General features: G+C 63.7%; 20 protein-coding genes. 4 read left to right on the top strand and 16 right to left on the bottom strand.

Annotation, left to right across the window (positions count from 1 at the left end; all coding sequences use genetic code 11):
- Positions 1-77: 77 nt before the first annotated feature.
- The 8 genes from IB274_RS27550 to IB274_RS27515 are packed head-to-tail and all read right to left on the bottom strand — an operon-like array spanning position 78 to position 8,432.
- Complete coding sequence (locus IB274_RS27550) at positions 78-1,772, bottom strand: AAA family ATPase (protein ID WP_192435949.1); 1,695 nt, start codon at positions 1,770-1,772, stop codon at positions 78-80.
- Positions 1,773-1,778: 6 nt separating this feature from the next.
- Positions 1,779-2,885 carry a 3-dehydroquinate synthase gene (gene aroB, locus IB274_RS27545; protein ID WP_192435947.1) on the bottom strand — a complete coding sequence of 369 codons (1,107 nt, stop codon included), beginning with the start codon at positions 2,883-2,885 and terminating at the stop codon, positions 1,779-1,781.
- 50 nt (positions 2,886-2,935) lie between these two features.
- Positions 2,936-3,454: a shikimate kinase AroK gene (gene aroK / locus IB274_RS27540; protein ID WP_192435946.1), complete on the bottom strand. Its 519-nt coding sequence runs from the start codon at positions 3,452-3,454 to the stop codon at positions 2,936-2,938.
- A gap of 8 nt (positions 3,455-3,462) precedes the next feature.
- Positions 3,463-5,541 (bottom strand): type IV pilus secretin PilQ, encoded by a 2,079-nt coding sequence (gene pilQ, locus IB274_RS27535; RefSeq protein ID WP_192435945.1) that lies wholly within the window; start codon positions 5,539-5,541, stop codon positions 3,463-3,465.
- 53 nt (positions 5,542-5,594) lie between these two features.
- On the bottom strand, positions 5,595-6,119 hold the full coding sequence (pilP, locus tag IB274_RS27530; protein ID WP_138213933.1) for a type 4a pilus biogenesis lipoprotein PilP: 525 nt from the start codon (positions 6,117-6,119) through the stop codon (positions 5,595-5,597).
- Positions 6,116-6,778: a type 4a pilus biogenesis protein PilO gene (gene pilO / locus IB274_RS27525; protein WP_192435944.1), complete on the bottom strand. Its 663-nt coding sequence runs from the start codon at positions 6,776-6,778 to the stop codon at positions 6,116-6,118. Before pilO ends, pilP begins: the two co-directional genes overlap by 4 nt.
- On the bottom strand, positions 6,775-7,368 hold the full coding sequence (gene pilN / locus IB274_RS27520; protein ID WP_192435943.1) for a type 4a pilus biogenesis protein PilN: 594 nt from the start codon (positions 7,366-7,368) through the stop codon (positions 6,775-6,777). The genes pilO and pilN overlap by 4 nt, the downstream gene beginning before the upstream one ends.
- Positions 7,368-8,432 carry a pilus assembly protein PilM gene (locus IB274_RS27515; RefSeq protein ID WP_017520515.1) on the bottom strand — a complete coding sequence of 355 codons (1,065 nt, stop codon included), beginning with the start codon at positions 8,430-8,432 and terminating at the stop codon, positions 7,368-7,370. Before IB274_RS27515 ends, pilN begins: the two co-directional genes overlap by 1 nt.
- 186 nt (positions 8,433-8,618) lie before the next feature.
- On the opposite strand from IB274_RS27515, the gene IB274_RS27510 reads away from it, so the two are divergent.
- Positions 8,619-11,048 (top strand): penicillin-binding protein 1A, encoded by a 2,430-nt coding sequence (locus IB274_RS27510; RefSeq protein WP_192435942.1) that lies wholly within the window; start codon positions 8,619-8,621, stop codon positions 11,046-11,048.
- Positions 11,049-11,224: 176 nt separating this feature from the next.
- Entirely contained in the window at positions 11,225-11,692 is a 468-nt protein-coding gene (locus IB274_RS27505; RefSeq protein ID WP_192435941.1) for a hypothetical protein, read from the top strand.
- On the opposite strand, the gene IB274_RS27500 is transcribed toward IB274_RS27505, so the two are convergent.
- The 8 genes from IB274_RS27500 to tkt form a co-directional block, all read right to left on the bottom strand.
- Positions 11,686-12,180 carry a YgjP-like metallopeptidase domain-containing protein gene (locus IB274_RS27500; protein ID WP_081515415.1) on the bottom strand — a complete coding sequence of 165 codons (495 nt, stop codon included), beginning with the start codon at positions 12,178-12,180 and terminating at the stop codon, positions 11,686-11,688. The genes IB274_RS27505 and IB274_RS27500 overlap by 7 nt on opposite strands.
- A 49-nt stretch (positions 12,181-12,229) precedes the next feature.
- Entirely contained in the window at positions 12,230-13,000 is a 771-nt protein-coding gene (locus IB274_RS27495; protein WP_192435940.1) for a class I SAM-dependent methyltransferase, read from the bottom strand.
- 37 nt (positions 13,001-13,037) lie between these two features.
- The gene (locus tag IB274_RS27490; protein WP_192435939.1) at positions 13,038-13,451 is read right to left on the bottom strand and encodes a hypothetical protein; all 414 of its coding nucleotides are present in this window, start codon (positions 13,449-13,451) and stop codon (positions 13,038-13,040) included.
- A 73-nt stretch (positions 13,452-13,524) separates the two neighbouring features.
- The gene (gene fba, locus IB274_RS27485) at positions 13,525-14,589 is read right to left on the bottom strand and encodes a class II fructose-bisphosphate aldolase (RefSeq protein ID WP_192435938.1); all 1,065 of its coding nucleotides are present in this window, start codon (positions 14,587-14,589) and stop codon (positions 13,525-13,527) included.
- A gap of 120 nt (positions 14,590-14,709) precedes the next feature.
- Positions 14,710-15,045: an MliC family protein gene (locus tag IB274_RS27480; protein ID WP_192435937.1), complete on the bottom strand. Its 336-nt coding sequence runs from the start codon at positions 15,043-15,045 to the stop codon at positions 14,710-14,712.
- 424 nt (positions 15,046-15,469) lie between these two features.
- A complete protein-coding gene (locus IB274_RS27475; protein WP_192435936.1) occupies positions 15,470-16,633 on the bottom strand; it encodes a phosphoglycerate kinase in 1,164 nt (387 codons plus the stop codon).
- A 28-nt stretch (positions 16,634-16,661) separates the two neighbouring features.
- Positions 16,662-17,708, bottom strand: coding sequence for an erythrose-4-phosphate dehydrogenase (gene epd, locus IB274_RS27470; RefSeq protein WP_192293181.1), 1,047 nt, complete (start codon positions 17,706-17,708; stop codon positions 16,662-16,664).
- A 90-nt stretch (positions 17,709-17,798) separates the two neighbouring features.
- The gene (tkt, locus tag IB274_RS27465) at positions 17,799-19,796 is read right to left on the bottom strand and encodes a transketolase (RefSeq protein WP_192435935.1); all 1,998 of its coding nucleotides are present in this window, start codon (positions 19,794-19,796) and stop codon (positions 17,799-17,801) included.
- A 224-nt stretch (positions 19,797-20,020) separates the two neighbouring features.
- Here tkt and IB274_RS27460 point away from each other — a divergent pair, with 224 nt between their 5' ends.
- Together IB274_RS27460 and metK are read left to right on the top strand one after the other, a co-directional pair.
- The gene (locus IB274_RS27460) at positions 20,021-21,022 is read left to right on the top strand and encodes an ArsR/SmtB family transcription factor (protein ID WP_192435934.1); all 1,002 of its coding nucleotides are present in this window, start codon (positions 20,021-20,023) and stop codon (positions 21,020-21,022) included.
- Positions 21,023-21,039: 17 nt separating this feature from the next.
- A complete protein-coding gene (metK, locus tag IB274_RS27455; RefSeq protein ID WP_192435933.1) occupies positions 21,040-22,230 on the top strand; it encodes a methionine adenosyltransferase in 1,191 nt (396 codons plus the stop codon).
- Positions 22,231-22,320: the final 90 nt, after the last annotated feature.

The raw sequence follows: 22,320 nt of genomic DNA, 5'->3' as shown, positions 1-22,320 counted from the left end.
AAAGACACAAGCCAATAAAAAAGCCGAGCCCCGTGGTACGGGGCTCGGCTTTTTCAGGATTGCGGCAGTGCGACCTTTCAGCGCGCCCCGGCGATGTCCTGCTGGATGCTGGAGAACGGACGGGCCCAGGGCTTGGAGGCCTGGATCTTCGCCGGCAGCTTCTTGATCGCAGCCTGCGCAGCAGTGCGGTCGGCAAAGTTGCCATAGGTCACCACATAGAAGGGCTTGCCCTGCAGGTTCTTGCGGAAGTAGCGATAGTCGCCACCGCCCTGCTGGCTGATGAAGGCCTTGGCGCTGGCTTCGGAGCCGGTGCCAAGCACCTGTACCGAATAGCGCGAACCGGACTGGGCCTGGTACCAACTGCTGCCGCCGGCACTGCCACCGGTCGCAGCCGCAGGTTTGCTGGCAGCGGTTGCCGGCTTGGCGCTGGCAACGGTAGTAGCGGGCTTGGTCGCAGCCGGCTTGGCAGCCTGGACGGGCTTGGCCGGCGCGGTGGCGGCAGGCTTGACCGGCTCCGGACGCGGCGTGGGCGCAGGCGTCGGGGCGGGCTGGATCGCGACCTGCTGCTGGACGGGAGCCGCCGGCACCGGGTTCAGCGGTTTCGGGCCATTGTTCGCCAGCGGGGTCACCGGCGGCGCGGTGGTGGTCACTGTCGGCGGAATGGCCGCGGACGGCATGGCGCCTTCGTCGGCATCTTCCTGGCCACCGGCCTGCGCCATGGGCTCGCGGATCACCGGCTGGCTTTCGCCCACCAGCGGCAGCGGCAGTGGCTGGTTGGAACCGGCGAACTCCACCGACGGGCCATTGCCCTGGGCATCCGGCTGTGGCTGCGCGCCCGGCTGCGAAGCAGCGGCGCCGCCCAGCGGCAGTTGCGACGAGGTCTGCGCGGCGGTGTTGTTCGCGGTCTCAGGTTTGGTGGTCTTGCCTTGCATGAACCAGGCAGCGATGACGCCGATGGCAACCACGCCGAGGATCGCCAGGTGCTTTTTCGGCAGCTTGAAGCCGGCGCCGGCGGCTTTGCGCTCGCCACTGCGGTCGGCCAGCATCGCTTCGATCATCGCATCGCGGGCGGTCTGGTTGATGGTGCCGGGCCAGCCGCCGGATTGCTCGTGGATGTCGGCCAGCAGGTCGGCCGAGATCAGCTCGATGCCCTGCCCCGCACCTTCCAGGCGCTGCGCCAGGTACTCGCGGGTTTCTTCCTCGCTGTATGGCTGCAGCTCGATCGCGTGGAAGCGCTCCTCGCCCTCGGACAGCACTTCGAGGCGCGACAGCAGCTCGGGCTCGCCGAACAGGAAGACGTGCAGGCGCGCTTCGGAGTTGCCGGCCGCGAGCAGCAGCAGGACTTCGAGGGCGTCGTCGCGTAGTTGCTCGGCGTCATCCACCAGCAGGTAGACGTCCTGGCCGGTGATCGCCAGCTGGGCGACCTTGGCGAGGATCGCCTCGATGCTGGTCTGGGTGATGCCCAGGCCTTGCGCGAGCTGGCGCAGCAGAGTGGCTTCATCGGTCACTGAGCGACCGGAAATCACCACACTGGAGACGGCGTCCTTGTTGGTACTGGCCACAAGGGCCTGGCGCAACAGGGTCTTGCCGCTACCCAGCGGACCGGTGACGGCCAGCAGCAGCTGGCTGTAACGCGCCAGGTGGTGCAGCTGCCCCAGTACGGGCTTGCGCTGCGCCGGGAAGAACTTGAACCCCGGAACCCGCGGTGCGAACGGATCGTGGCTGAACTGGTAGTGGGCCAGGAAGGCCTCATCGGCATGCAAGCTGGACATGGGACCTCAGTGTTCTCCTGCCTGACCGACCAGTGCCTGGTAGTCAGCGCGCAGTGTTTCTTCCAGAATCTCACGGGGGAATTCGGCAGTGACGACCGCGCCCCCCAGCCCTTGGAGCAATACCAGACGCAGACGGCCATCGAGCACTTTCTTGTCGACGGCCATGTGCTCGAGAAAATGCTCGGCGCTCATTTCTTGCGGCGGGACCACCGGTAGCTTCGCCGCGGCGAGCAGGCGGACTCCGCGATCGAGTTCGGCCTTTGTTAGCCATCCCAGCCGATGCGACATCTCAAGTGCCATCACGGTTCCCGCACCCACGGCTTCGCCGTGCAGCCAGACGCCATAACCCATGTGAGTCTCGATGGCGTGGCCGAAGGTATGGCCCAGGTTGAGGGTGGCGCGCACGCCGGTTTCCTTCTCGTCGGCGCCGACCACGCGAGCCTTGGCCGCGCAGGAACGCTCGATCGCCTCGGTCAACGCTGTCGGTTCCAGCGCCAATAGATCATCCATGTGCGCTTCCAGCCAGGTGAGGAAAGGCTCGTCGCAGATGAAGCCGTACTTGACCACTTCCGCCAGGCCCGCCGACAGCTCGCGCGGCGGCAGGGTCTTCAGGGTGACGGTATCGATGACCACGGCCTGGGGCTGGTAGAAGGCCCCGACCATGTTCTTGCCCAGCGGGTGGTTGATGCCGGTCTTGCCGCCCACCGAGGAATCCACCTGGGACAGCAGGGTGGTCGGCACCTGGATGAAGTCGACGCCACGCTGGTAGCAGGCCGCGGCGAAACCGGTCATGTCGCCGATGACGCCGCCGCCGAGGGCGATCAGAGTGGTCTTGCGGTCGTGGCGCGCAGTCAGCAGGCCATCGAAGATCAGTTGCAGGGTTTCCCACTGCTTGTAGGCCTCGCCGTCGGGGAGCACGACCGTGGTGACCTTGTAGCCGGCCAGGGTCTTCTGCAGTCGATCCAGGTACAGCGGCGCGATGGTTTCGTTGGTGACGATGGCTACCTGACGGCCGCGGATGTGCGGCTCGAAGTAGCGCGGATCGTCCAGCAGCCCCTCGCCGATATAGATCGGGTAGCTGCGATCGGCCAGATCGACGTTGAGTGTGCGCATGAAACCCCCAGGCAAGAAAGGGGACTAGGATACCGCAGATTGCAGCGCCGTTAATGGCGCTCCAGCTCACGCAGGCGCTCGATGATCTCCAGCACGACGAGCCGCGGAGGCCGCTCGTCGGTTTCGATGATCACGTCGGCTATTTCGCGATAAAGCGGATCGCGCATCTGCATGAGATCACGAAGGATCTGTTCCGGATTGGGCTTCTGCAGCAGCGGGCGATTCTTGTCGCGTGCCGTGCGAGAAATCTGCTGCTCGACCGAAGCGTGCAGGTAGATCACCTTGCCGCCGCTTTTGAGGATGAGCCTATTGGCGTCGCGCATGACGGCGCCGCCGCCCGTGGCGATGACCATGCCCACTTCATCGCACAGCTCGGCCAGCATCGCCTGCTCACGCTCACGGAAGCCAGCCTCGCCCTCGACATCGAATATCCAGGGGATGTTGGCTCCGCAGCGCTGCTCGATCTCTTTATCCGAATCTTTGAAGACGAGGTGAAGCTCTTTGGCGAGAAGACGCCCGATGGTGCTTTTACCAGCACCCATCGGGCCTACCAGAATCAAATTGGACACGACATTGATCAACGGCCGATGGCAATGGCCTGATTATTCATGATCCGCGGGGTAAGGAAAACCAGCAGCTCATTCTTGCTGTCGGTCACATAGTCGTTCTTGAACAGGCGGCCGATCATCGGCACGTCGCCCAGGAACGGCACCTTGGCCGTGGACTTGGTCTGGGTGTTGGAGAACACGCCACCGATCACGATGGTTTCACCATCGTTGACCAGCACTTTAGCGTTCACCTCGTTCTTCTTGATCGGCGGTACGCCGTTCAGGGCGTTGGCGTAGTCCGGCTCGTCCTTGTTGACCTTCACTTCCATGATGATGCGGTTGTCAGGAGTGATCTGCGGAGTCACTTCCAGCGACAGTGCCGCCTCCTTGAAGGACACCGAGGTTGCGCCGCTGGAGCTGGCTTCCTGGTAAGGAATTTCCGAGCCCTTCAGGATCTTCGCGGTTTCCTTGTCCGAGGTGACCACCTTCGGCTGCGACACCACTTCACCGTTACCGGTTTTCTCCATGGCGTTGAGCTGGAGATCCAGGATGGTGTTGTTGGTGGTGAAGCCGATGCTGATGCCCGAGGTCGGAGTGGTATTGGAGGTACCCAGGTCAACGAAGGTGTTGCCGGTGCTGTTGGTGCCGCCGGAGACATCGAAGTTGCCGTGACCGGAGAGCGAGCCGCTCCAGTTCACACCCAGCTCCTTGGTGTAGTCGACGTTGGCTTCGACGATGCGCGCCTCGATCATCACCTGACGAACCGGGATGTCCAGCTGGGCCACGATGCGGCGCAGCTCGTCCAGGCGATCCTGGGTCTGGTAAGCGATGATGCTGTTGGTACGGTCGTCCACGGTGATCGAACCGCGGTTGTCGCCCTGCGCAGCCGCCGCAACGCCCGGAGCGCCACCACCACTGCCGGTCACGGAGCTGAACAGCTTGGCAATGTCCGCCGCCTTGGCGTAGTTCACCTGAATCAGCTCACGACGCAGCGGAGCCAGTTCGGAGATCTGCTTCTGCGCTTCCAGCTCCTGACGCTCGCGAGCCGCGATCTCGTCAGCCGGCGCGACCAGCAGTACGTTGCCGACCTTGCGCTTGTCCAAGCCCTTGGTCTTGAGTACCAGGTCCAGCGCCTGATCCCACGGCACGTTCTGCAGGCGCAGGGTGATGTTGCCCTGCACAGTGTCCGAAGCCACCAGGTTCAGGTCAGTGAAGTCAGCGATCAGCTGCAGCACCGAGCGCACATCGATGTCCTGGAAGTTCAGCGACAGCTTTTCACCGGTGTAGGCGAAGGTGTCCTTCTTGCGCTTCTCGGCATCGTCCTGGGTCAGCGGCTTGATGCTGACGGTCATGCGGTTGTCGGTCTGGTAGACGAGGTAGTCGTATAGGCCGGTCGGTTCAATGGTGATGCTGGCCTTGTCACCCACCGCGGAGGCGTTGACCAGCTGTACCGGGGTAGCGAAGTCCTTCACATCCAGGCGGACGCGCAGATTGTCCGGCAGCTGGGTACGCGGGAAGTCCAGGCGAATCTTGCCGCCCTGCTCCTGGATATCGGGGCTGACGGTCGGATCGGACAGGTCGATGACAACGTTGCCTTCACCCTGCTCGCCACGCTGGAAGTCGATATTGCGGATCGCCTTGCCAGCCGGGACGTAAGGCTTGGGCGCCGCAGGCTTGGCCGCCGGTGCCGAAGTCGGCGCCGCGGAGGCGTAGGAGCTGGAGGTCGCTGCGCCTGCGCCGACCACGACGTACAGGTTCGAACCTTCCGCACGGGTGCTGTAGGGCACGAGGGTCGCCAGATTCACGATCAGGCGAGTACGATCCTTCGCCTCGACCACGGTCAGGCTGCGGGCATTGCCCACGCCCAGTTCGCGGTTCTTGCTGCCCAGTTTGTTCTGCACACCCGGCAAATCCAGCGCGATACGCGCCGGCTGCTCAATGGTGTAGCCACGCGGCGCGGCCACCGGCTCGTCGAAGCCCAGCTTCAGCTCCACGCGATCGCCCGGCAGTGCCGCCACATCGACACTCTGCAGGTTCGCAGCCAGCAAAGCCGGCGCGAATGCGGCCGCGAGCACGGAAATGCCGAGGCGGGAAAGCTTTCTATTCATCGTCTGAATCCGTCGTGCAGACTGCTGTTTGTTATCCATGTTCATCCCCGCCCTTAGGAGCGTTCCTTGAGAGTCAGACTGCGCGGACGCTCCAGCCAGCCACCCTCACCATCAGGAACGATTTCAATCACGTCGATCTTGGCTTCGTTGATCGCAACGATCTTGCCGTCGTTGCGCCCAAGGTAGTCACCCACTCGTACCCGATGCACCCCACCTGCACCTTTCACGAGAGCAAATACCTGACTGTCCTTGGCCAGGGTGCCGACCATTTCGAAGGTTTCGATGTTGAAGCCTTCGAGGAACTGCTTGACCCGAGTTTCATCGGGCTTGATGACCCTGTTGCCCTTCTGCTTGATCGCCAGGTCGATCTTCACCGGTGGCTGGAAGGGACTGCGCAGGGACGAAGCGCTATAGGTGAAGGCCTCGTAGCTCTGGAACTTGGGCAACGGCTCGATCGTCCCCTTCGGGCGAGCGCGGACTTCGTCCATGTAACCCTGCAGGTCGGCAAAATCACTACCCGAGCCACAACCGTTCAACGTCAGGAGCAGGAAACTGCAAATGATCAGGCGCCCCCTCATTTCTTAGCTCCTGTCTTCGCTCCAGCCGCCGGGGCAGTAACCTTCACGCCCTTGTCGTTGTAGCGATAGGTTTTCGCCAGGATGCTCATGCGCAGCTTGGAGGTGCTGTCGGAGCTCGCCGGTTTGATATCGAAGTCATGCAGCGTGACGATCCGCGGCAGGCTGGCCACGCCACTGACGAAAGTCGCCAGATCATGGTATCCGCCTACGACGCTGATCTGGATCGGCAGCTCGATATAGAACTGCTGGGTCACTTCCGGCAGCAGCTTGATCTCCTCGAACTCCAGGCCGCTACCCAGCCCAGTGCGGGTGATGTCTTCCAGCAGGCCGGGCACTTCGGTATCGCTCGGCAGTTGGCGCAGCAGGGCGCCGAAGGATTCTTCCATCTCCTTCATCTGCCCCTTGTAGGCTTCCAGGTTCGCCGCCTGGAAGGCCTTGGTCGAGAACTGCTGCTTGAGGGTCTGTTCTTCCTCGCGGTTTCGGTCGAGCTGATCCTGCAGGTCCTTCAGATGGAAGTTGTAGCCAAGCGCCAGAACCACGGCCATCAGCAGGATACAGGCGATGACCTTGACGGCTGCCGGCCAGGAACCAAGGTTGTTCAGGTCAAGATCGTTGATATCGACCTTGCGCAAGCTCTCAAGAGAACTGGCCAGACTCATTTCTTGGCTCCTTGCGGGGTGTTCTGCTTGTCCTGCTCCTCGCTGCCGGGCTGGGTCTGCTGCACCGTCAACTGGAAGACGTTCGCCTGATCCAGCGCGCCCTGGGTAACCGCTTTAACTTCGGTCAGGTTCGGCGAAGTCAGCCACTCCGACGAGTCGAGATTGCGCATGAGGTTCGAAACGCGGTTGTTGGACTCGGCCGCGCCGGCAATGGCAATGGACTTCCCGGTCATCTTCAACTGAGTGAAGAAGACGCCATCGGGCAGGGTGCGGACCAGTTGGTCGAACACCCGGCCAATGATCGGGCGGTTGCCCTGCAGGTCCTGAATGATCTTCATCCGTTCCAGCAGTTGCTGGCGACGGGTCTTCAGCTCACTGATCTCCTTGATGCGCGCATCCAGCACGGCGATTTCCTTGCGCAGGAAGTCGTTGCGCGCAGTCTGGTTCTCGATGGCCGAATTGAAGTACTGATCACCCAGGAAAACGATCGCCCCGGAAGCCAGAAGAACGGCACCCAGGATCACCAGGAAGCGCTGCTTGCGCTCCTCGCGCAGTTGCTCCCGCCACGGCAATAGGTTGATGCGTGCCATCAGTCGAAACTCCTCATCGCCAGACCGCAGGCAATCATCAGCGCGGGCGCATCACTGGCCAGCGCACCAGCGTTGACCTTGCCACTGAGCACCATGTCGGCGAAGGGGTTGGCCACCAGGGTTGGAGTACCGATCTTCTGCTGGATCAGGCGATCCAGGTCAGGAATGGACGCAGTGCCCCCCGCCAGCAGGATGTAGTCCACATCGTTGAACTGGCCGGCCGCGAAGAAGAACTGCAGCGAGCGCGACACCTGCTGAACCACGGCGTCCTTGAACGGCTGCAGAACTTCGCTGTCGTAGTCATCCGGAAGACCGCCCTGCTTCTTGGCGAGACCAGCCTCCTCGACCGACAGCCCATAGCGACGCTGGATCTCCTCGGTGAGCTGACGCCCGCCGAACAGCTGCTCACGCGTATAGATAGTTCGGCCATGGTGCAGGACGCTCAGCGTAGTCATGGTGGCACCGATATCGACCACAGCAACTGTGAGCTCGTCGGCATTGCCACCCAACTGGTCTCCCAGCAGACTGAACGCCCGCTCCAGAGCGTAGGCTTCGACGTCGACGACCTTGGCCGTCAGGCCCGCGAGCGCCAGCGCAGCTTCGCGCACCTCGACGTTCTCCTTCCGGCACGCGGCGAGAAGAACATCGACGCGATCCGCGTTGCGCGCGGACGTGCCCTGTACCTCGAAGTCGATCGCGACCTCTTCGAGGGGATAGGGGATGTACTGGTCAGCCTCGATCTTGAGCTGATTTTCCAGCTCGTCGTCCGAGAGTCCGCCGTCCATCTCGATGGTTTTAGTGATGACCGCCGAGCCGGCAACCGCGACCGCAGACGTTTTCACTGCGGTCCGCGCCTTGGCGACCACACGTGACAGCGCCTGGCCGACACCCTCCAGCTCAGCGATGTTCTTTTCTACCACTGCATTGGGCGGGAGCGGCTCGACAGCATAGGCCTCTACCTTGTAGCGGCCTCCAGAGCGGCTCAATTCGAGAAGTTTGACCGAAGTCGAACTGATGTCTATCCCCAGCAGCGTGTTCGCTTTCTTATTGAAGAGCCCTAGCACGACTGATTTCCTATCAGCATCCGAGACTTACGGACGATTTATGTTTTTCCACATTAGATACCAGACTTGACAGCTTCGCAAATGGCTCGCCAGCAAAAAAACTGCTTATAATGTGATCAGCTTTTCCCTTTTTACCGCGCCATCCGCTTAACTCTTTCTTTTCCCTGGAAATCCAAGACCTTCCCGATGCGCCTGCTGAAGTTTCTGTGGTGGACATGCGTCACCATTATTTGTGGAGTGCTGCTCAGTTTCAGCGGCGCCTATCTGTACCTCAGCCCGAACCTCCCGTCCGTGGAGGCCTTGCGCAACGTGCGATTGCAGATGCCGCTGCGCGTGTACAGTGCTGATAACAAATTGATAGCAGAGTTTGGCGAGATGCGCCGAACGCCGATTCGATTTGCTGAAATCCCCCCGGATTTCACCCACGCACTGTTATCGGCTGAAGATGACAATTTCGCCAACCATTATGGCGTGGACGTCAAAAGCCTGATGCGTGCTGCCGCGCAATTATTGAAGACCGGGCACATCCAGACCGGCGGCAGCACCATTACCATGCAGGTGGCGAAGAACTACTTCCTCACCAACGAGCGGAGTTTCTCCCGCAAGATCAACGAGATCCTGCTGGCTCTGCAGATCGAGCGCTCGCTCACCAAGGACGAGATCCTCGAGCTCTACGTCAACAAGATTTACCTGGGCAACCGCGCCTACGGCGTCGAAGCCGCCGCCCAGGTCTATTACGGCAAGTCCATCAAGGACCTGAGCCTGGCGCAGATGGCGATGATCGCCGGCCTGCCCAAGGCACCGTCGCGCTACAACCCACTGGCCAACGCCGCACGCAGCCTGGAACGTCGCAACTGGATTCTCGAGCGCATGCTCAAGCTCGGCTTCATCGACCAGCCGCGATATCAGGCCGCCATCCAGGAGCCGGTTGGTGCGTCCTACCACGTGCAGACACCGGAACTGGCAGCGCCCTATATCGCCGAGATGGCCCGCGCCGAACTCGTCGGCCGCTTCGGTGGCGACGCCTACACCGAGGGCTATCGGGTCTACACCACGGTGCGCAGCGATCTGCAGGAAGACGCCAACACCGCCCTGCGCGAAGGTCTGCAGGATTACGACCAGCGACATGGCTATCGCGGCCCCGAGACGCGCCTCCCCGGCAAGACTCGTGATGCCTGGCGCCAGGCTATCGCGCAGCAGCGCCCGCTCGGCGGCCTGGAACCGGCCATCGTCACCCAGGTCGAGAAGAGCGGCGCCATGGTCATGACCCGCGACGGCAAGGAAGAAGCCCTGAGCTGGGACGGCATGAAGTGGGCCCGCCCCTACCTGAGCAACAACAGCATGGGCCGCATGCCCAGCCAGCCCAGCGATGTGGTGCAGGCCGGCGACGTAATCCGCGTGCAGCGCAAGGATGACGGCTCGCTGCGCTTGACCCAGGTGCCGGCCGCGCAAAGCGCCCTGGTGTCGCTCAACCCGCAGGACGGCGCGATCATGGCGCTGGTCGGCGGCTTCTCCTTCGAACAGAGCAACTACAACCGCGCCACCCAGGCACGTCGCCAGCCCGGCTCCAGCTTCAAGCCGTTCATTTACAGCTGTGCGCTGGATAACGGCTTCACCGCCGCCTCGCTGATCAACGACGCGCCTGTGGTGTTCTACGACGAGTACCTGGACAAGGTCTGGCGGCCGAAGAACGATACCAACACATTCCTCGGCCCGATCCCCATGCGCGAGGCGCTGTACAAGTCACGCAACATGGTGTCGATCCGCATCCTCCAGGCCCTGGGCGTCGACCGCGCACGCAACTGCATCAGCAAGTTCGGCCTGAACAAGGACGACCTCCCGCCGAACCTGTCCATGGCCCTTGGCACCGCGACTCTGACTCCCATGGAGATCGCCAGCGCCTGGACCGTCTTCGCCAACGGCGGCTTCAAGGTTGCGCCCTACATCGTGCAGCGCATCGAAAGCCGAGACGGGCAAGTGCTGTACCAGGCCAACCCGCCGAGCATTCCGCAGAACGAGGAACAGGCGCAGGCGCAGCCACAACCGGCCGCCACCGACGCCTTCGGCAACGACGACCCGAGCCAGGCCAAAACCACCATCGAGCCAGCGGCGGCCGAGCGCGTCCTCGATGCGCGCACTGCGTACATCATGACCAGCATGCTGCAGGACGTGATCAAGCGCGGCACTGGCCGCCGTGCACTGGCGCTCAAGCGCGATGATCTGGCAGGCAAGACAGGTACCACCAACGAGTCAAAGGACGCCTGGTTCTCCGGCTTCAACGCCGACTTCATGACCACCGTCTGGGTTGGCTTCGACCAACCGGAAAGCCTCGGCCGCGCCGAATACGGCGGTAACGTCGCCCTGCCGATCTGGATGCGCTACATGGGCGCAGCACTGAAAGACAAACCGTCGCACCTGCTGCCCGAGCCGCCCGGCCTGGTCAGCCTGCGCATCGACCCGGCCACCGGTCGTGCGGCGCCTCCGGGCACTCCGGGTGCGTACTTCGAACTGTTCAAGAACGAAGACACGCCACCGTCGATGAACGAACTGGCGCCCGGCAGCGCTCCCGGCAGCGGCATGCCTGCGGATGAAGAAGCGCCGATCGACCTGTTCTGACAGAAAGGCCCCTCCCCGGAGGGGCCTTCTCATTTTCGGGAATTATTCCCGATAAAATCATGGCATTTCGCCAAATCATTGATTAATCTGGGCTTTGCGGCGGCGAACAACCCCAGGCGACCGACCCCATCCGGCGCGTCAGGGGCTTCCCGCAGCAACTTCATCAGGAGCCTCGGATGGCGCGCCCCCTGTTTGGCTGGCTGTTCTGCCTGACCGCCCTCCTGCTTGGCGCACCTTTGCTGCGCCTGCTCGGGCAACCCCGCTCACTCGAGCCCACGCCCGACCTCGTCTATCTCGACCAGTTGTTTGCCGTGCTGATTGCCAGTACCGGCCTCGCGGGACTGCTCATCGCCTTTCTGCTGCAACTCACTGGGCGAATCCTGGTGGCGCTGGCCCTCCTGGTGCCGGCCATCGCCCTTTGCGCATGGCACCTCACCCATACCCACCTCGGCCCGGTTTCGCCCACCACAGAGCAATACGAATGGCTGCTGGCGGGCCTCGCGGTCTATGCGCTGGTACTGGCGGGCATCAATTGGGTTAACCGAGGCGAGAACGGCCCGCGCAAGGCGCTGCGCTACCTGGGCATCGCCCTGCTGCTGCCGTGGTGCCTGGGGCTGTTTTACCTGGGGCGCCTGTACTACTGAGGCAGGTCGCGCCAGGTCAGGTAGACGCGCAGATCGAACTCCAACTGGTGGTAACCGGGCAGCATGTGCTCGCAGAGCTGGTAGAAGGCCTTGCTGTGGTCGCGCTCCTTCAGGTGCGCCAGTTCGTGGACGACGATCATCTGCAGGAACTCGGGGGCCGCGTCCTTGAACAACGAGGCGACGCGGATTTCCTTCTTCGCCTTGAGCTTGCCGCCCTGCACGCGCGAGATTGCCGTGTTCAGGCCCAGCGCGCGCTGCACTACATCCAGCTTGTTGTCGTAGAGGACCTTGTCCACCGCTGGCGCGGTGCGCATGTACTGCTGTTTGAGGTCCATGGCGTAGCCGTACAGCGCCTTGTCGCTCTGCACGTCATGACGCCCGGGATAGCGGCGCTCCAGATACTCGCCGAGGCGGTCCTGCTCGATGAGCTGGCGCACCTGGTCCTGGAGTTGTGGCGGATAGGCCTGGAGATAACGAAGCGGCTGCATGGGAGACGACTGGCGGAGGAAACGTCCGCCAGTCTACCGCATTCCCCGGTCAGGCCAGCGCGCGGGTGCTGTAGGCCTCGGTGCGATAGGGGAAGGCGACTTCGCTGCGTCCCTTCAACGCCGGGTGCGTGGCGATCAGTTCATGCAGTTGCTCGGTGACGCGCTGCTTCTGCTCTTCGGGCAAGGCCGCAATGAAGCTCACCGACAGGGTACGCGCGACAATCACCTGCTCCGGCGGACCGATGTGCTGGTAGCTGAATTCGCGCAGGCGCAGGTCCTCGAAGCGCGACCCGGCAAAGGCGCGGCGCCATTGCCCGGTGTGGAAGCGTGGCGTGCTGCCTTCGTAGCGCTCGAGAATGCGCGTCACCTGGGCGACCCAGTCGACGCGTTCGTCGCGTACGTTCCACACCAGGCCAAGGTGGCCACCCGGCCGCAGGACGCGATGGATTTCCTCCAGCGCCCGCTCGTCGGCAAACCAGTGGAAGGCCTGGGCGCAGGTCAGCGCATCGATGCTTTCCGCCACCAGCGGCATCGCCTGGGCCGTTCCACTGAGCACCTTCACAGCAGGCAGAGAGACACTGAGTTGCTCTCTCATGGCCGCCACCGGCTCGATGGCGGTGACCTGCGCACCGGTGCGCAGCAACAGAGAAGTGAACTTCCCGGTACCCGCACCGAGGTCGACCACTTCCTTGCCGTTACCTATGCCCAACTCCTCGCCGAGCCAGCCCAGCAGCTCGTCGGGATAGTCCGGGCGCCCATGGGCGTATGCCTTCGCTTCGCGGGAGAAACCGTCCTGCGCACTGCCATGTACATCCGTCATCGTGCCTCCAGAGCCCGCCCGGCCCGAGCATCAGCGCTCAGCGGAACCGGCAGGCCTTGCCGTCGAGATAACTACGGTAGCAGCTGAGCAGGCGCGATTCCTTGATACGGCAGCGCTTCTGCCGGCATTCGCTGGAGAATTCGAAGCGCCCACCATCCGGATCGGCCAACTGGATGCGGATCGCCGGCCAGCCTTTCTTCGGTGCCTTCTCCGGCGTACTGAGCACGCCGTTCTCGTTTTCCACCAGGGCTGCGCCCGCCTCGGCATAGTCGAAGACGAACAGCAGGGTGCGTGAGGTCTTCAACGTGCATTCCTGGTGAGTCAGGCAGTTCTGCGCGTCCACCGGCAGGTCCACCGGCGGCTTGGCCGGCGGCGCGACAGACGCGGGCGGACGCAGCGAACAGCCGGCAAGGAGCGTCAGCAGGAGGAGGGAACACAAGGCACGCAGCATCGGCGGCTTCCTTCTGGCGGATACGAAAGAGCCCCGCGGGGCGGGGCTCTTCAGGGACAAAGCAGTAGCGGGATCAGTTGATCTTCGCGGCCAGCTCACCCTTGGCGTAACGCTGGAACATGCCTTCCAGGGAGATCGGCTTGATCTTCGAGGCATGGCCGGCGGTGCCGAAGGCTTCGTAGCGGGCGATGCAGATATCACGCATGGCGACGATGGTCTTGGCGAAGAACTTGCGCGGGTCGAACTCGCTCGGCTGCTCGGCCATCATGCGGCGGATGGCACCGGTGGAAGCCAGGCGCAGGTCGGTATCGATGTTGACCTTGCGCACGCCGTGCTTGATGCCTTCGACGATTTCCTCGACCGGCACGCCGTAGGTTTCCTTGATGTCGCCGCCGAACTCGTTGATCACCTTCAGCCACTCTTGCGGCACCGAGGAGGAGCCGTGCATCACCAGGTGGGTGTTGGGGATGCGCTTGTGGATTTCCTTGATGCGCTCGATGGAGAGCACGTCGCCGGTTGGCGGCTTGGTGAACTTGTAGGCGCCGTGGCTGGTGCCGATGGCGATGGCCAGGGCGTCGACCTGGGTCTTCTTGACGAAGTCGGCGGCTTCTTCCGGGTCGGTCAGCAGTTGGCTGTGGTCCAGCACGCCTTCGGCGCCAACGCCGTCTTCCTCGCCGGCCATGCCGGTTTCCAGGGAGCCGAGGCAGCCCAGCTCACCTTCCACGGACACGCCGCAGGCGTGGGCGAAGGCAACGGTCTGCTGGGTGACGCGGACGTTGTACTCATAGTCGGCCGGGGTCTTGCCGTCTTCCTTCAGCGAGCCGTCCATCATGACGGAGGAGAAGCCCAGCTGGATGGAGCGCTGGCAGACGTCAGGGCTGGTGCCGTGGTCCTGGTGCATGCACACCGGGATGTGCGGGAATTCTTCGATGGCCGCGAGGATCAGGTGGCGCAGGAAGGGCGCACCGGCGTATTTGCGGGCACCAGCGGAGGCCTGCACGATCACCGGGGAATCGGTCTTGTCGGCCGCTTCCATGATGGCGCGCATCTGCTCGAGGTTGTTGACGTTGAAAGCCGGAACGCCGTAGCCGAACTCGGCGGCGTGATCCAGCATTTGGCGCATGCTGATGAGTGCCATGGTCTTCGCTTCTCCCAGAAGTTAGGCTCGGTTACACGAGCCCCTTAAATACATGTTTGGAAGCCTGCCGCAGGGGCAGGCCGTGTTCAAGTCTTCCGGCGCATGCCGGACAGTCGGCGCTCAGCGCGCCTGGCAACCACGACCAATCAGGTCGTTGCTCTCGACCCAGTAGACCAGGCCCTGGTCACCTTTGATGCTCAAGCCGATCAGCCCGTCGCTATAGAAAGCGCCGGAGCCGCCGGGTTCCTCTTCCAGGTGATGAACCACGTCGTCCTCACCCAGCTTCAGGTCGACGACCGACTTGCTGGGGTCGACGTAGCGCCATCGCACCTCGGCCTCGCTGTCGCAGACCCAGTGGTTCCAACTGCCCTTTGAGGCAGTGCTGCCGCCTGTCGAGTGGCTGGAACAACCCGCCACCAGCGCAAGCGCCAGGGTCGGGACGAGATAACGCAGCATCGGGCGACTCTCCTTCGGGCGGACGCGCCGCCGGATATCCAATACGCCAGATTGCCCGTCCCGCCGCAGGAACGCCAGTGCCGCCTGTACTCACGCACAGGCGGCACTCTCGGATCGTTATCCCGACCGGCCACCCCTGTCTCAGGGACAGTTCACCGGCTTCTGGTCGGGCGTCGGATCGCCGCTGCTCTGGCTATCCACCCGTTCGCGGTTCTGGTCCGAAGGCACCATGACCGAAGGCGGGCTCATCACTTCACAGGTACTGGGAGCTCCACCGCTTCCGGCACAGCCGACCAGCACGAGGCAAAACGACAACAGAGGGACGACAGCTCGCATGACCGTTCTCCTTGACATCCGTACAAGGCTTGTGACCCGGGGATGCCGCAGAGGTTTGCTTTACTGTCGCCCGGCGGTGTCGCCAGGATCAGGCCTTGGCGCGCTGCTCCAGCACTTCCACGGCCGGCAGGACCTTGCCCTCGACGAACTCGAGGAAGGCGCCACCACCGGTGGAAATGTAGGAGATCTGCTCGCCGATGCCGTACTTGTCGATAGCCGCCAGGGTGTCGCCACCGCCGGCGATGCTGAAGGCGGTGCCTTCAGCGATGGCCTTGGCCAGGGTTTTGGTGCCTTCGCCGAACTGGTCGAACTCGAACACGCCGACCGGACCGTTCCACAGGATGGTCTTCGAAGTCTTCAGCAGCACGGCGAACTGGGCGGCGGTCTTCGGACCGATGTCCAGGATCATGTCGTCGTCGGCCACGTCAGCGATGTCCTTGACGGTGGCAACGGCGGTCTCGGCGAACTCCTTGGCAACCACGACGTCCACCGGCAGCGGAACGCTGACCTTGGCGGCGATGGCCTTGGCGGTGTCGACAAGATCAGCTTCGTACAGGGACTTGCCGACCTTATGGCCCGCCGCAGCGAGGAAGGTGTTGGCGATGCCGCCGCCGACGATCAGCTGGTCGCAGATCAGCGCCAGGCTGTTCAGCACATCGAGCTTGGTCGACACCTTGGAGCCGGCAACAATGGCCGCCATTGGCCGGGCCGGGTTACCCAGGGCCTTGCCGAGGGCTTCCAGTTCGGCGGCCAGCAACGGGCCGGCCGCGGCGACCTTGGCGAACTTGGCCACGCCGTGGGTGGAACCCTCGGCACGGTGGGCGGTGCCGAAGGCGTCCATGACGAATACGTCGCACAGGGCTGCGTATTGCTGGGCCAGTTCGTCGGCATTCCTCTTCTCGCCCTTGTTGAAGCGCACGTTCTCGAACAGCACGACTTCACCGGCCTTCACTTCGACGCCGCCCAGGTAGTCCTTGACCAGCGGCACGGCGCGGCCCAGGGCTTTGGACAGGTAATCGGCGACCGGCTGCAGGCTGTTCTCTTCGGAGAATTCGCCTTCGGTCGGGCGGCCCAGGTGCGAGCAGACCATCACCGCCGCGCCCTTCTCCAGGGCCAGCTTGATGGTCGGCAGCGAGGCCAGGATGCGCGCGTCGCTCTTGACCACACCGTCCTTCACCGGAACGTTGAGGTCTTCGCGGATCAGTACGCGCTTACCTTGGAGGTCGAGGTCGGTCATCTTCAACACGGTCATGACAGTCAGTCCTGTTGGGGCTGTTTGATTAACGTTCGGTAGCGGCGACCCGCAGGAAGTGCCCTGCGGTGTCGAGCATGCGGTTGGCGAACCCCCACTCGTTGTCGAACCAGGCCAGCACGTTCACCAGGCGGGGGCCGGAAACGCGGGTCTGGCTGCCATCGACGATGGCCGAATGCGGGTCGTGATTGAAATCGCAGCTGGCGTGGGGCAACTCGGTATACGCCAGCAGGCCTTTCAGCGGGCCTTCGGTGGCGGCCTGGCGCAGCACGCGGTTGATCTCCTCGGCGGATGTATCGCGGGAGACCTGCAGCGTGATGTCCAGGGCCGAGACGTTCACCGTCGGCACCCGAATGGCTTTGGCCTGGATTCGCCCGGCGAGTTCCGGCAGCAGGCGCTCGATGCCCCGCGCCAGCCCCGTGGACACCGGGATCACCGACTGGAAGGCCGAGCGCGTGCGGCGCAGGTCTTCGTGGTGGTAGGCGTCGATCACCGGCTGGTCGTTCATCGCCGAGTGGATGGTGGTGATCGAGACGTACTCGATGCCCACGGCCTCGTTCAGCAGCTTGAGCAGCGGCACGCTGCAGTTGGTGGTGCAGGAGGCGTTGGATACCAACATCTCAGCGCCGGAAAGGCCTTGCTGGTTGATGCCGAAGACCACGGTGGCGTCGATGTCCGCCTCGCTGGCCATCGGCTGCGAAAACAGCACCCGCGGCGCGCCTGCACCGAGGAAGCGCTCGCCGTCGGCGCGGGTGTTGTAGACGCCGGAGCATTCCAGCACCAGATCGATGTCCAGGGCGCGCCAGTCGATGGCCTCGGGTTCGGCTTCGCGGAACACCTTCACGCAGTCGCCGCCCACGTGCAGGCAGCCGTCGGCCACACTCACCTCGCCGGGGAAGCGGCCGTGGGTGGAGTCGAAGCGGGTCAGGTATTCCAGGCTGGCCAGGTCCGCCAGGTCGTTCAATGCGACGATGGAGAAATCAGCCTTGGCGCCGCGTTCGTGCAGGGCACGGAACACGCAGCGACCGATACGGCCGTAGCCGTTGAGGGCAACTCGGTAAGGGCGCTTGGACATTGTTATCCCTTGGGGTTCTTCGTAGGAGCGAGCAGGCTCGCGAACCGAGCAGTGCCATTCGCGAGCAAGCTCGCTCCTACAAGAGCCGGATCAAGCTTCGAGCAGCTCGGCAGCGACTTCCAGCACGTTCTCGACGGTGAAGCCGAAGTGCTCGAACAGCGCCGGGGCCGGGGCCGATTCACCGAAGGTGGTCATGCCGATGACGCGGCCTTCCAGGCCGACGTACTTGTACCAGTAGTCGGCGTGGGCGGCTTCGATGGCGATGCGCGCGCCGACCTGCACCGGCAGCACGGCCTGCTTGTAGCCGGCGTCCTGCTGGTCGAAGACGCTGGTGGACGGCATGGAAACCACGCGCACCTTGCGGCCTTCGGCGCTGAGCTTGTCGAACGCCTGGACGGCCAGGCCGACTTCGGAGCCGGTGGCGATCAGGATCAGTTCCGGCTCGCCGTCGCAGTCCTTCAGCACGTAGGCGCCACGGGCCACGTCGGCCAGCTGGGCGGCGTCGCGCGGCTGGTGCGGCAGGTTCTGGCGGCTGAAGATCAGCGCGGACGGACCATCAGCACGCTCGATGGCGTACTTCCAGGCCACTGCGGATTCCACGGCGTCGGCCGGGCGCCAGGTGTCCAGGTTCGGGGTCAGGCGCAGGCTGGCCAGTTGCTCGATCGGCTGGTGGGTCGGGCCGTCTTCGCCCAGACCGATGGAGTCATGGGTGAACACGTAGAGCACGCGCTGCTTCATCAGGGCGGACATGCGCACCGCGTTACGGGCGTACTCCATGAAGATCAGGAAGGTCGCGCCGTAGGGGATGAAGCCGCCGTGCAGGGCCACGCCGTTCATGATGGCGCTCATGCCGAACTCGCGTACGCCGTAGAACATGTAGTTGCCGTTGGCATCGTCGGCGGTCACCCCCTTGCAGCCCTTCCACAGGGTCAGGTTGGAACCGGCAAGGTCGGCGGAGCCGCCCAGCAGTTCCGGCAGCAGCGGGCCGAAAGCGTTCAGGGCGTTCTGGCTGGCCTTGCGGCTGGCGATGGTCTCGCCCTTCAGGGCGACATCGGCGACGTAGGCGGCGGCCTTCTCGGCGAAGTCCGCTGGCAGTTCACCGGCAACACGGCGCTCGAACTCGGCGGCCAGTTCCGGGTGCGCAGCCTGGTAGGCGGCGAAACGCTTGTTCCACTCGGCTTCACGGGTGGCGCCGATGTCCTGGGCGCTCCACTCGGCGTAGATGTCCGCCGGGACTTCGAACGGCGCGTGGTTCCAGCCCAGCGCGGCGCGGGTGGCGGCTACTTCGTCGACGCCCAGGGCGGCGCCGTGGCTTTCTTCCTTGCCCTGCTTGTTGGGCGAGCCGAAGCCGATGATGGTCTTGCAGCAGATCAGGGTCGGCACGTCGCTCTTGCGGGCGGTCTCGATGGCGGTCTTGATCTCGTCGGCGTCGTGGCCGTCGACGTTGCGGATCACCTGCCAGCCGTAGGCTTCGAAGCGCTTGGGGGTGTCATCGGTGAACCAGCCGTGGACTTCGCCATCGATGGAGATGCCGTTGTCATCGTAGAAAGCGACCAGCTTGTTCAGGCGCAGAGTGCCGGCCAGCGAGGCGACTTCATGGGAGATGCCCTCCATCATGCAGCCGTCGCCCAGGAAGGCGTAGGTGTAGTGGTCGACGATGCTGTGGCCGTCGCGGTTGAACTGGGCAGCCAGCACCTTTTCGGCCAGCGCCATGCCCACGGCATTGGCGATGCCCTGGCCCAGCGGGCCGGTGGTGGTCTCGACGCCGGCGGTGTAGCCGTACTCCGGGTGGCCCGGGGTGCGCGAGTGCATCTGGCGGAAGTTCTTCAGGTCATCGACGGTGACGTCGTAACCGGTGAGGTGCAGCAGCGAGTAGATCAGCATCGAGCCGTGGCCGTTGGACAGCACGAAGCGGTCACGGTCGGCCCATTGCGGGTTGCTCGGGTTGTGCTTGAGGTAGTCGCGCCAAAGCACCTCGGCGATATCCGCCATGCCCATGGGGGCGCCGGGATGGCCGCTGTTGGCTTTCTGCACGGCATCCATGCTCAGTGCGCGGATGGCGTTGGCTCGCTCACGACGGCTGGGCATCGCTAATCTCCTGCGGGGGCTGCTTCGAAAGATCGAAGGGAATGAAAAAAGGCCGGTATTTTCGCCCAGCCGGGCCCCGCGGGGCAATGACAGATCGGCAGATGCCTGATGCAAGGCACGCGCTTGGATAGTGCAACTGGTCAAAAACCACTCATCAGCCAATATCAAAACTTTTTGATACAGCTATTGCCCACCCTGAAAGCCGCGACTAGACTGCGCGACCTATGAGTCTGCGCCTGCCCGAAATACGCCACGACGATTGCGATCAACTAGCTGCCCTGTGCAAGGCCGGCGGCGATCCGCTGCGGCTGAACGTACTGCGGGTGCTGGCCAACGATTCGTTCGGCGTGCTGGAGCTGGCGCATATCTTCGGCGTCCGCCAGTCGGGCATGAGCCACCACCTGAAGGTGTTGGCCCAGGCCGGCCTGGTCGCCACGCGCCGCGAAGGCAACGCGATCTTCTATCGCCGCGCCCTGCCCCAAGGCGAAAGCCTGGGTGGCACGCTGCACGGTGCGCTGCTCGAAGAAGTGGACGAACTGGCGCTGGCCGACGACGTCAGCGCCCGCATCGATGGCGTACATGCCCAGCGTGCCGCCGTCAGCCGCGACTTTTTCGCCCGCAGCGCGGAGAAGTTCCAGGCGACCCAGGACCTGATCGCAGGACTGCCGCAATACCGCGAAAGCGTGCTGGCGGTGCTCGATGCCTTGAGCTTCGCCCCTGGCGCTACGGCGCTGGAAGTCGGCCCCGGCGACGGTGGATTCCTCCCCGAGCTGGCCCGGCGTTTCGATCAGGTCACGGCGCTGGACAACAGCGAGACCATGCTCGAGATGGCGCGGCAACGTTGCGCCAGCGCAGGTTTGAACAACGTCCGGCTGCGGCTGGGCGATGCCTTGCAGGACGTCGACGACGCGGCGGACTGCGTGGTGCTGAACATGGTGCTGCACCATTTCGCCGCACCGGCAGAGGCCGTGAAGCAGTTGGCCCACCTGGTGAAACCCGGTGGCAGCCTGCTGGTGACCGAACTCTGCAACCACGACCAGAGCTGGGCGCGCGAGGCCTGTGGTGATCTCTGGCTGGGGTTCGAACAGGAAGACCTGGCCCGCTGGGCCGACGCCGCCGGGCTCGCGTCCGGCGAAAGTGTGTACATCGGTTTACGCAATGGCTTTCAGATCCAGGTACGGCACTTCGCCAAACCGGATTCGCGAAGCGTCCTCACCCACCGGTAAATGATAGGAACCGTTAGATGAGCGAATACTCTGTTTTCACCTCCGAATCCGTCTCCGAAGGCCATCCGGACAAGATCGCGGACCAGATTTCCGATGCCGTGCTCGACGCCATCATCGCCAAGGACAAATACGCCCGCGTGGCCTGCGAAACCCTGGTGAAGACCGGTGTCGCGATCATCGCCGGTGAAGTCACCACTTCTGCCTGGGTCGACCTGGAAGACCTGGTGCGCAAGGTCATCATCGACATCGGCTACAACAGCTCCGACGTCGGCTTCGACGGCGCCACCTGCGGCGTGCTGAACATCATCGGCAAGCAGTCGGTGGACATCAACCAGGGCGTCGACCGCGCCAAGCCGGAAGACCAGGGCGCTGGCGACCAGGGCCTGATGTTCGGCTACGCCAGCAACGAAACCGACGTACTGATGCCCGCGCCGATCTGCTTCTCCCACCGTCTGGTGGAGCGCCAGGCCGAGGCCCGCAAATCCGGCCTGCTGCCGTGGCTGCGCCCGGACGCCAAGTCTCAGGTCACCTGCCGCTACGAGAACGGCAAGGTGGTCGGCATCGACGCCATCGTCCTGTCCACCCAGCACAACCCGGAAGTCAGCTACAAGGACCTGCGCGAAGGCGTGATGGAGCTGATCATCAAGCAGGTGCTGCCGGCTGAACTGCTGCACAAGGACACCCAGTTCCACATCAACCCGACCGGCAACTTCGTGATCGGCGGCCCGGTGGGCGACTGCGGCCTGACCGGTCGCAAGATCATCGTCGACTCCTACGGCGGCATGGCCCGTCACGGCGGCGGCGCGTTCTCCGGCAAGGACCCGTCCAAGGTCGACCGTTCCGCTGCCTACGCCGGCCGCTACGTGGCCAAGAACATCGTCGCTGCCGGCCTGGCCGAGCGTTGCGAGATCCAGGTGTCCTACGCCATCGGCGTGGCCCAGCCGACCTCCATCTCGATCAACACCTTCGGCACCGGCAAGATCAGCGATGACAAGATCATCCAACTGGTCCGCGAGCACTTCGACCTGCGCCCGTACGCGATCACCAAGATGCTCGACCTGCTGCACCCGATGTACCAGCCGACCGCGGCCTACGGCCACTTCGGTCGCAACCCGTTCGAGATGACCTACGGTGACGACACCTTCACCGCCTTCACCTGGGAGCGCACCGACAAGGCTGCCGCCCTGCGTGACGCCGCCGGCGTGTAAGACCCGGTAGCAGGAAAAGCCCCGCCTCGGCGGGGCTTTTTCGTTTCTGTTCTCCCACAAAACCTCGCGAAAAATCCATGTCCTTCTCGG

It is taken from the genome of Pseudomonas sp. PDM18, from assembly GCF_014852585.1.
In the GTDB taxonomy this organism is placed as follows: Bacteria; Pseudomonadota; Gammaproteobacteria; order Pseudomonadales; family Pseudomonadaceae; genus Pseudomonas.
Note: the sequence above shows the minus strand (reverse complement) of the source record. Positions and strands in the feature narration are given on the sequence as shown.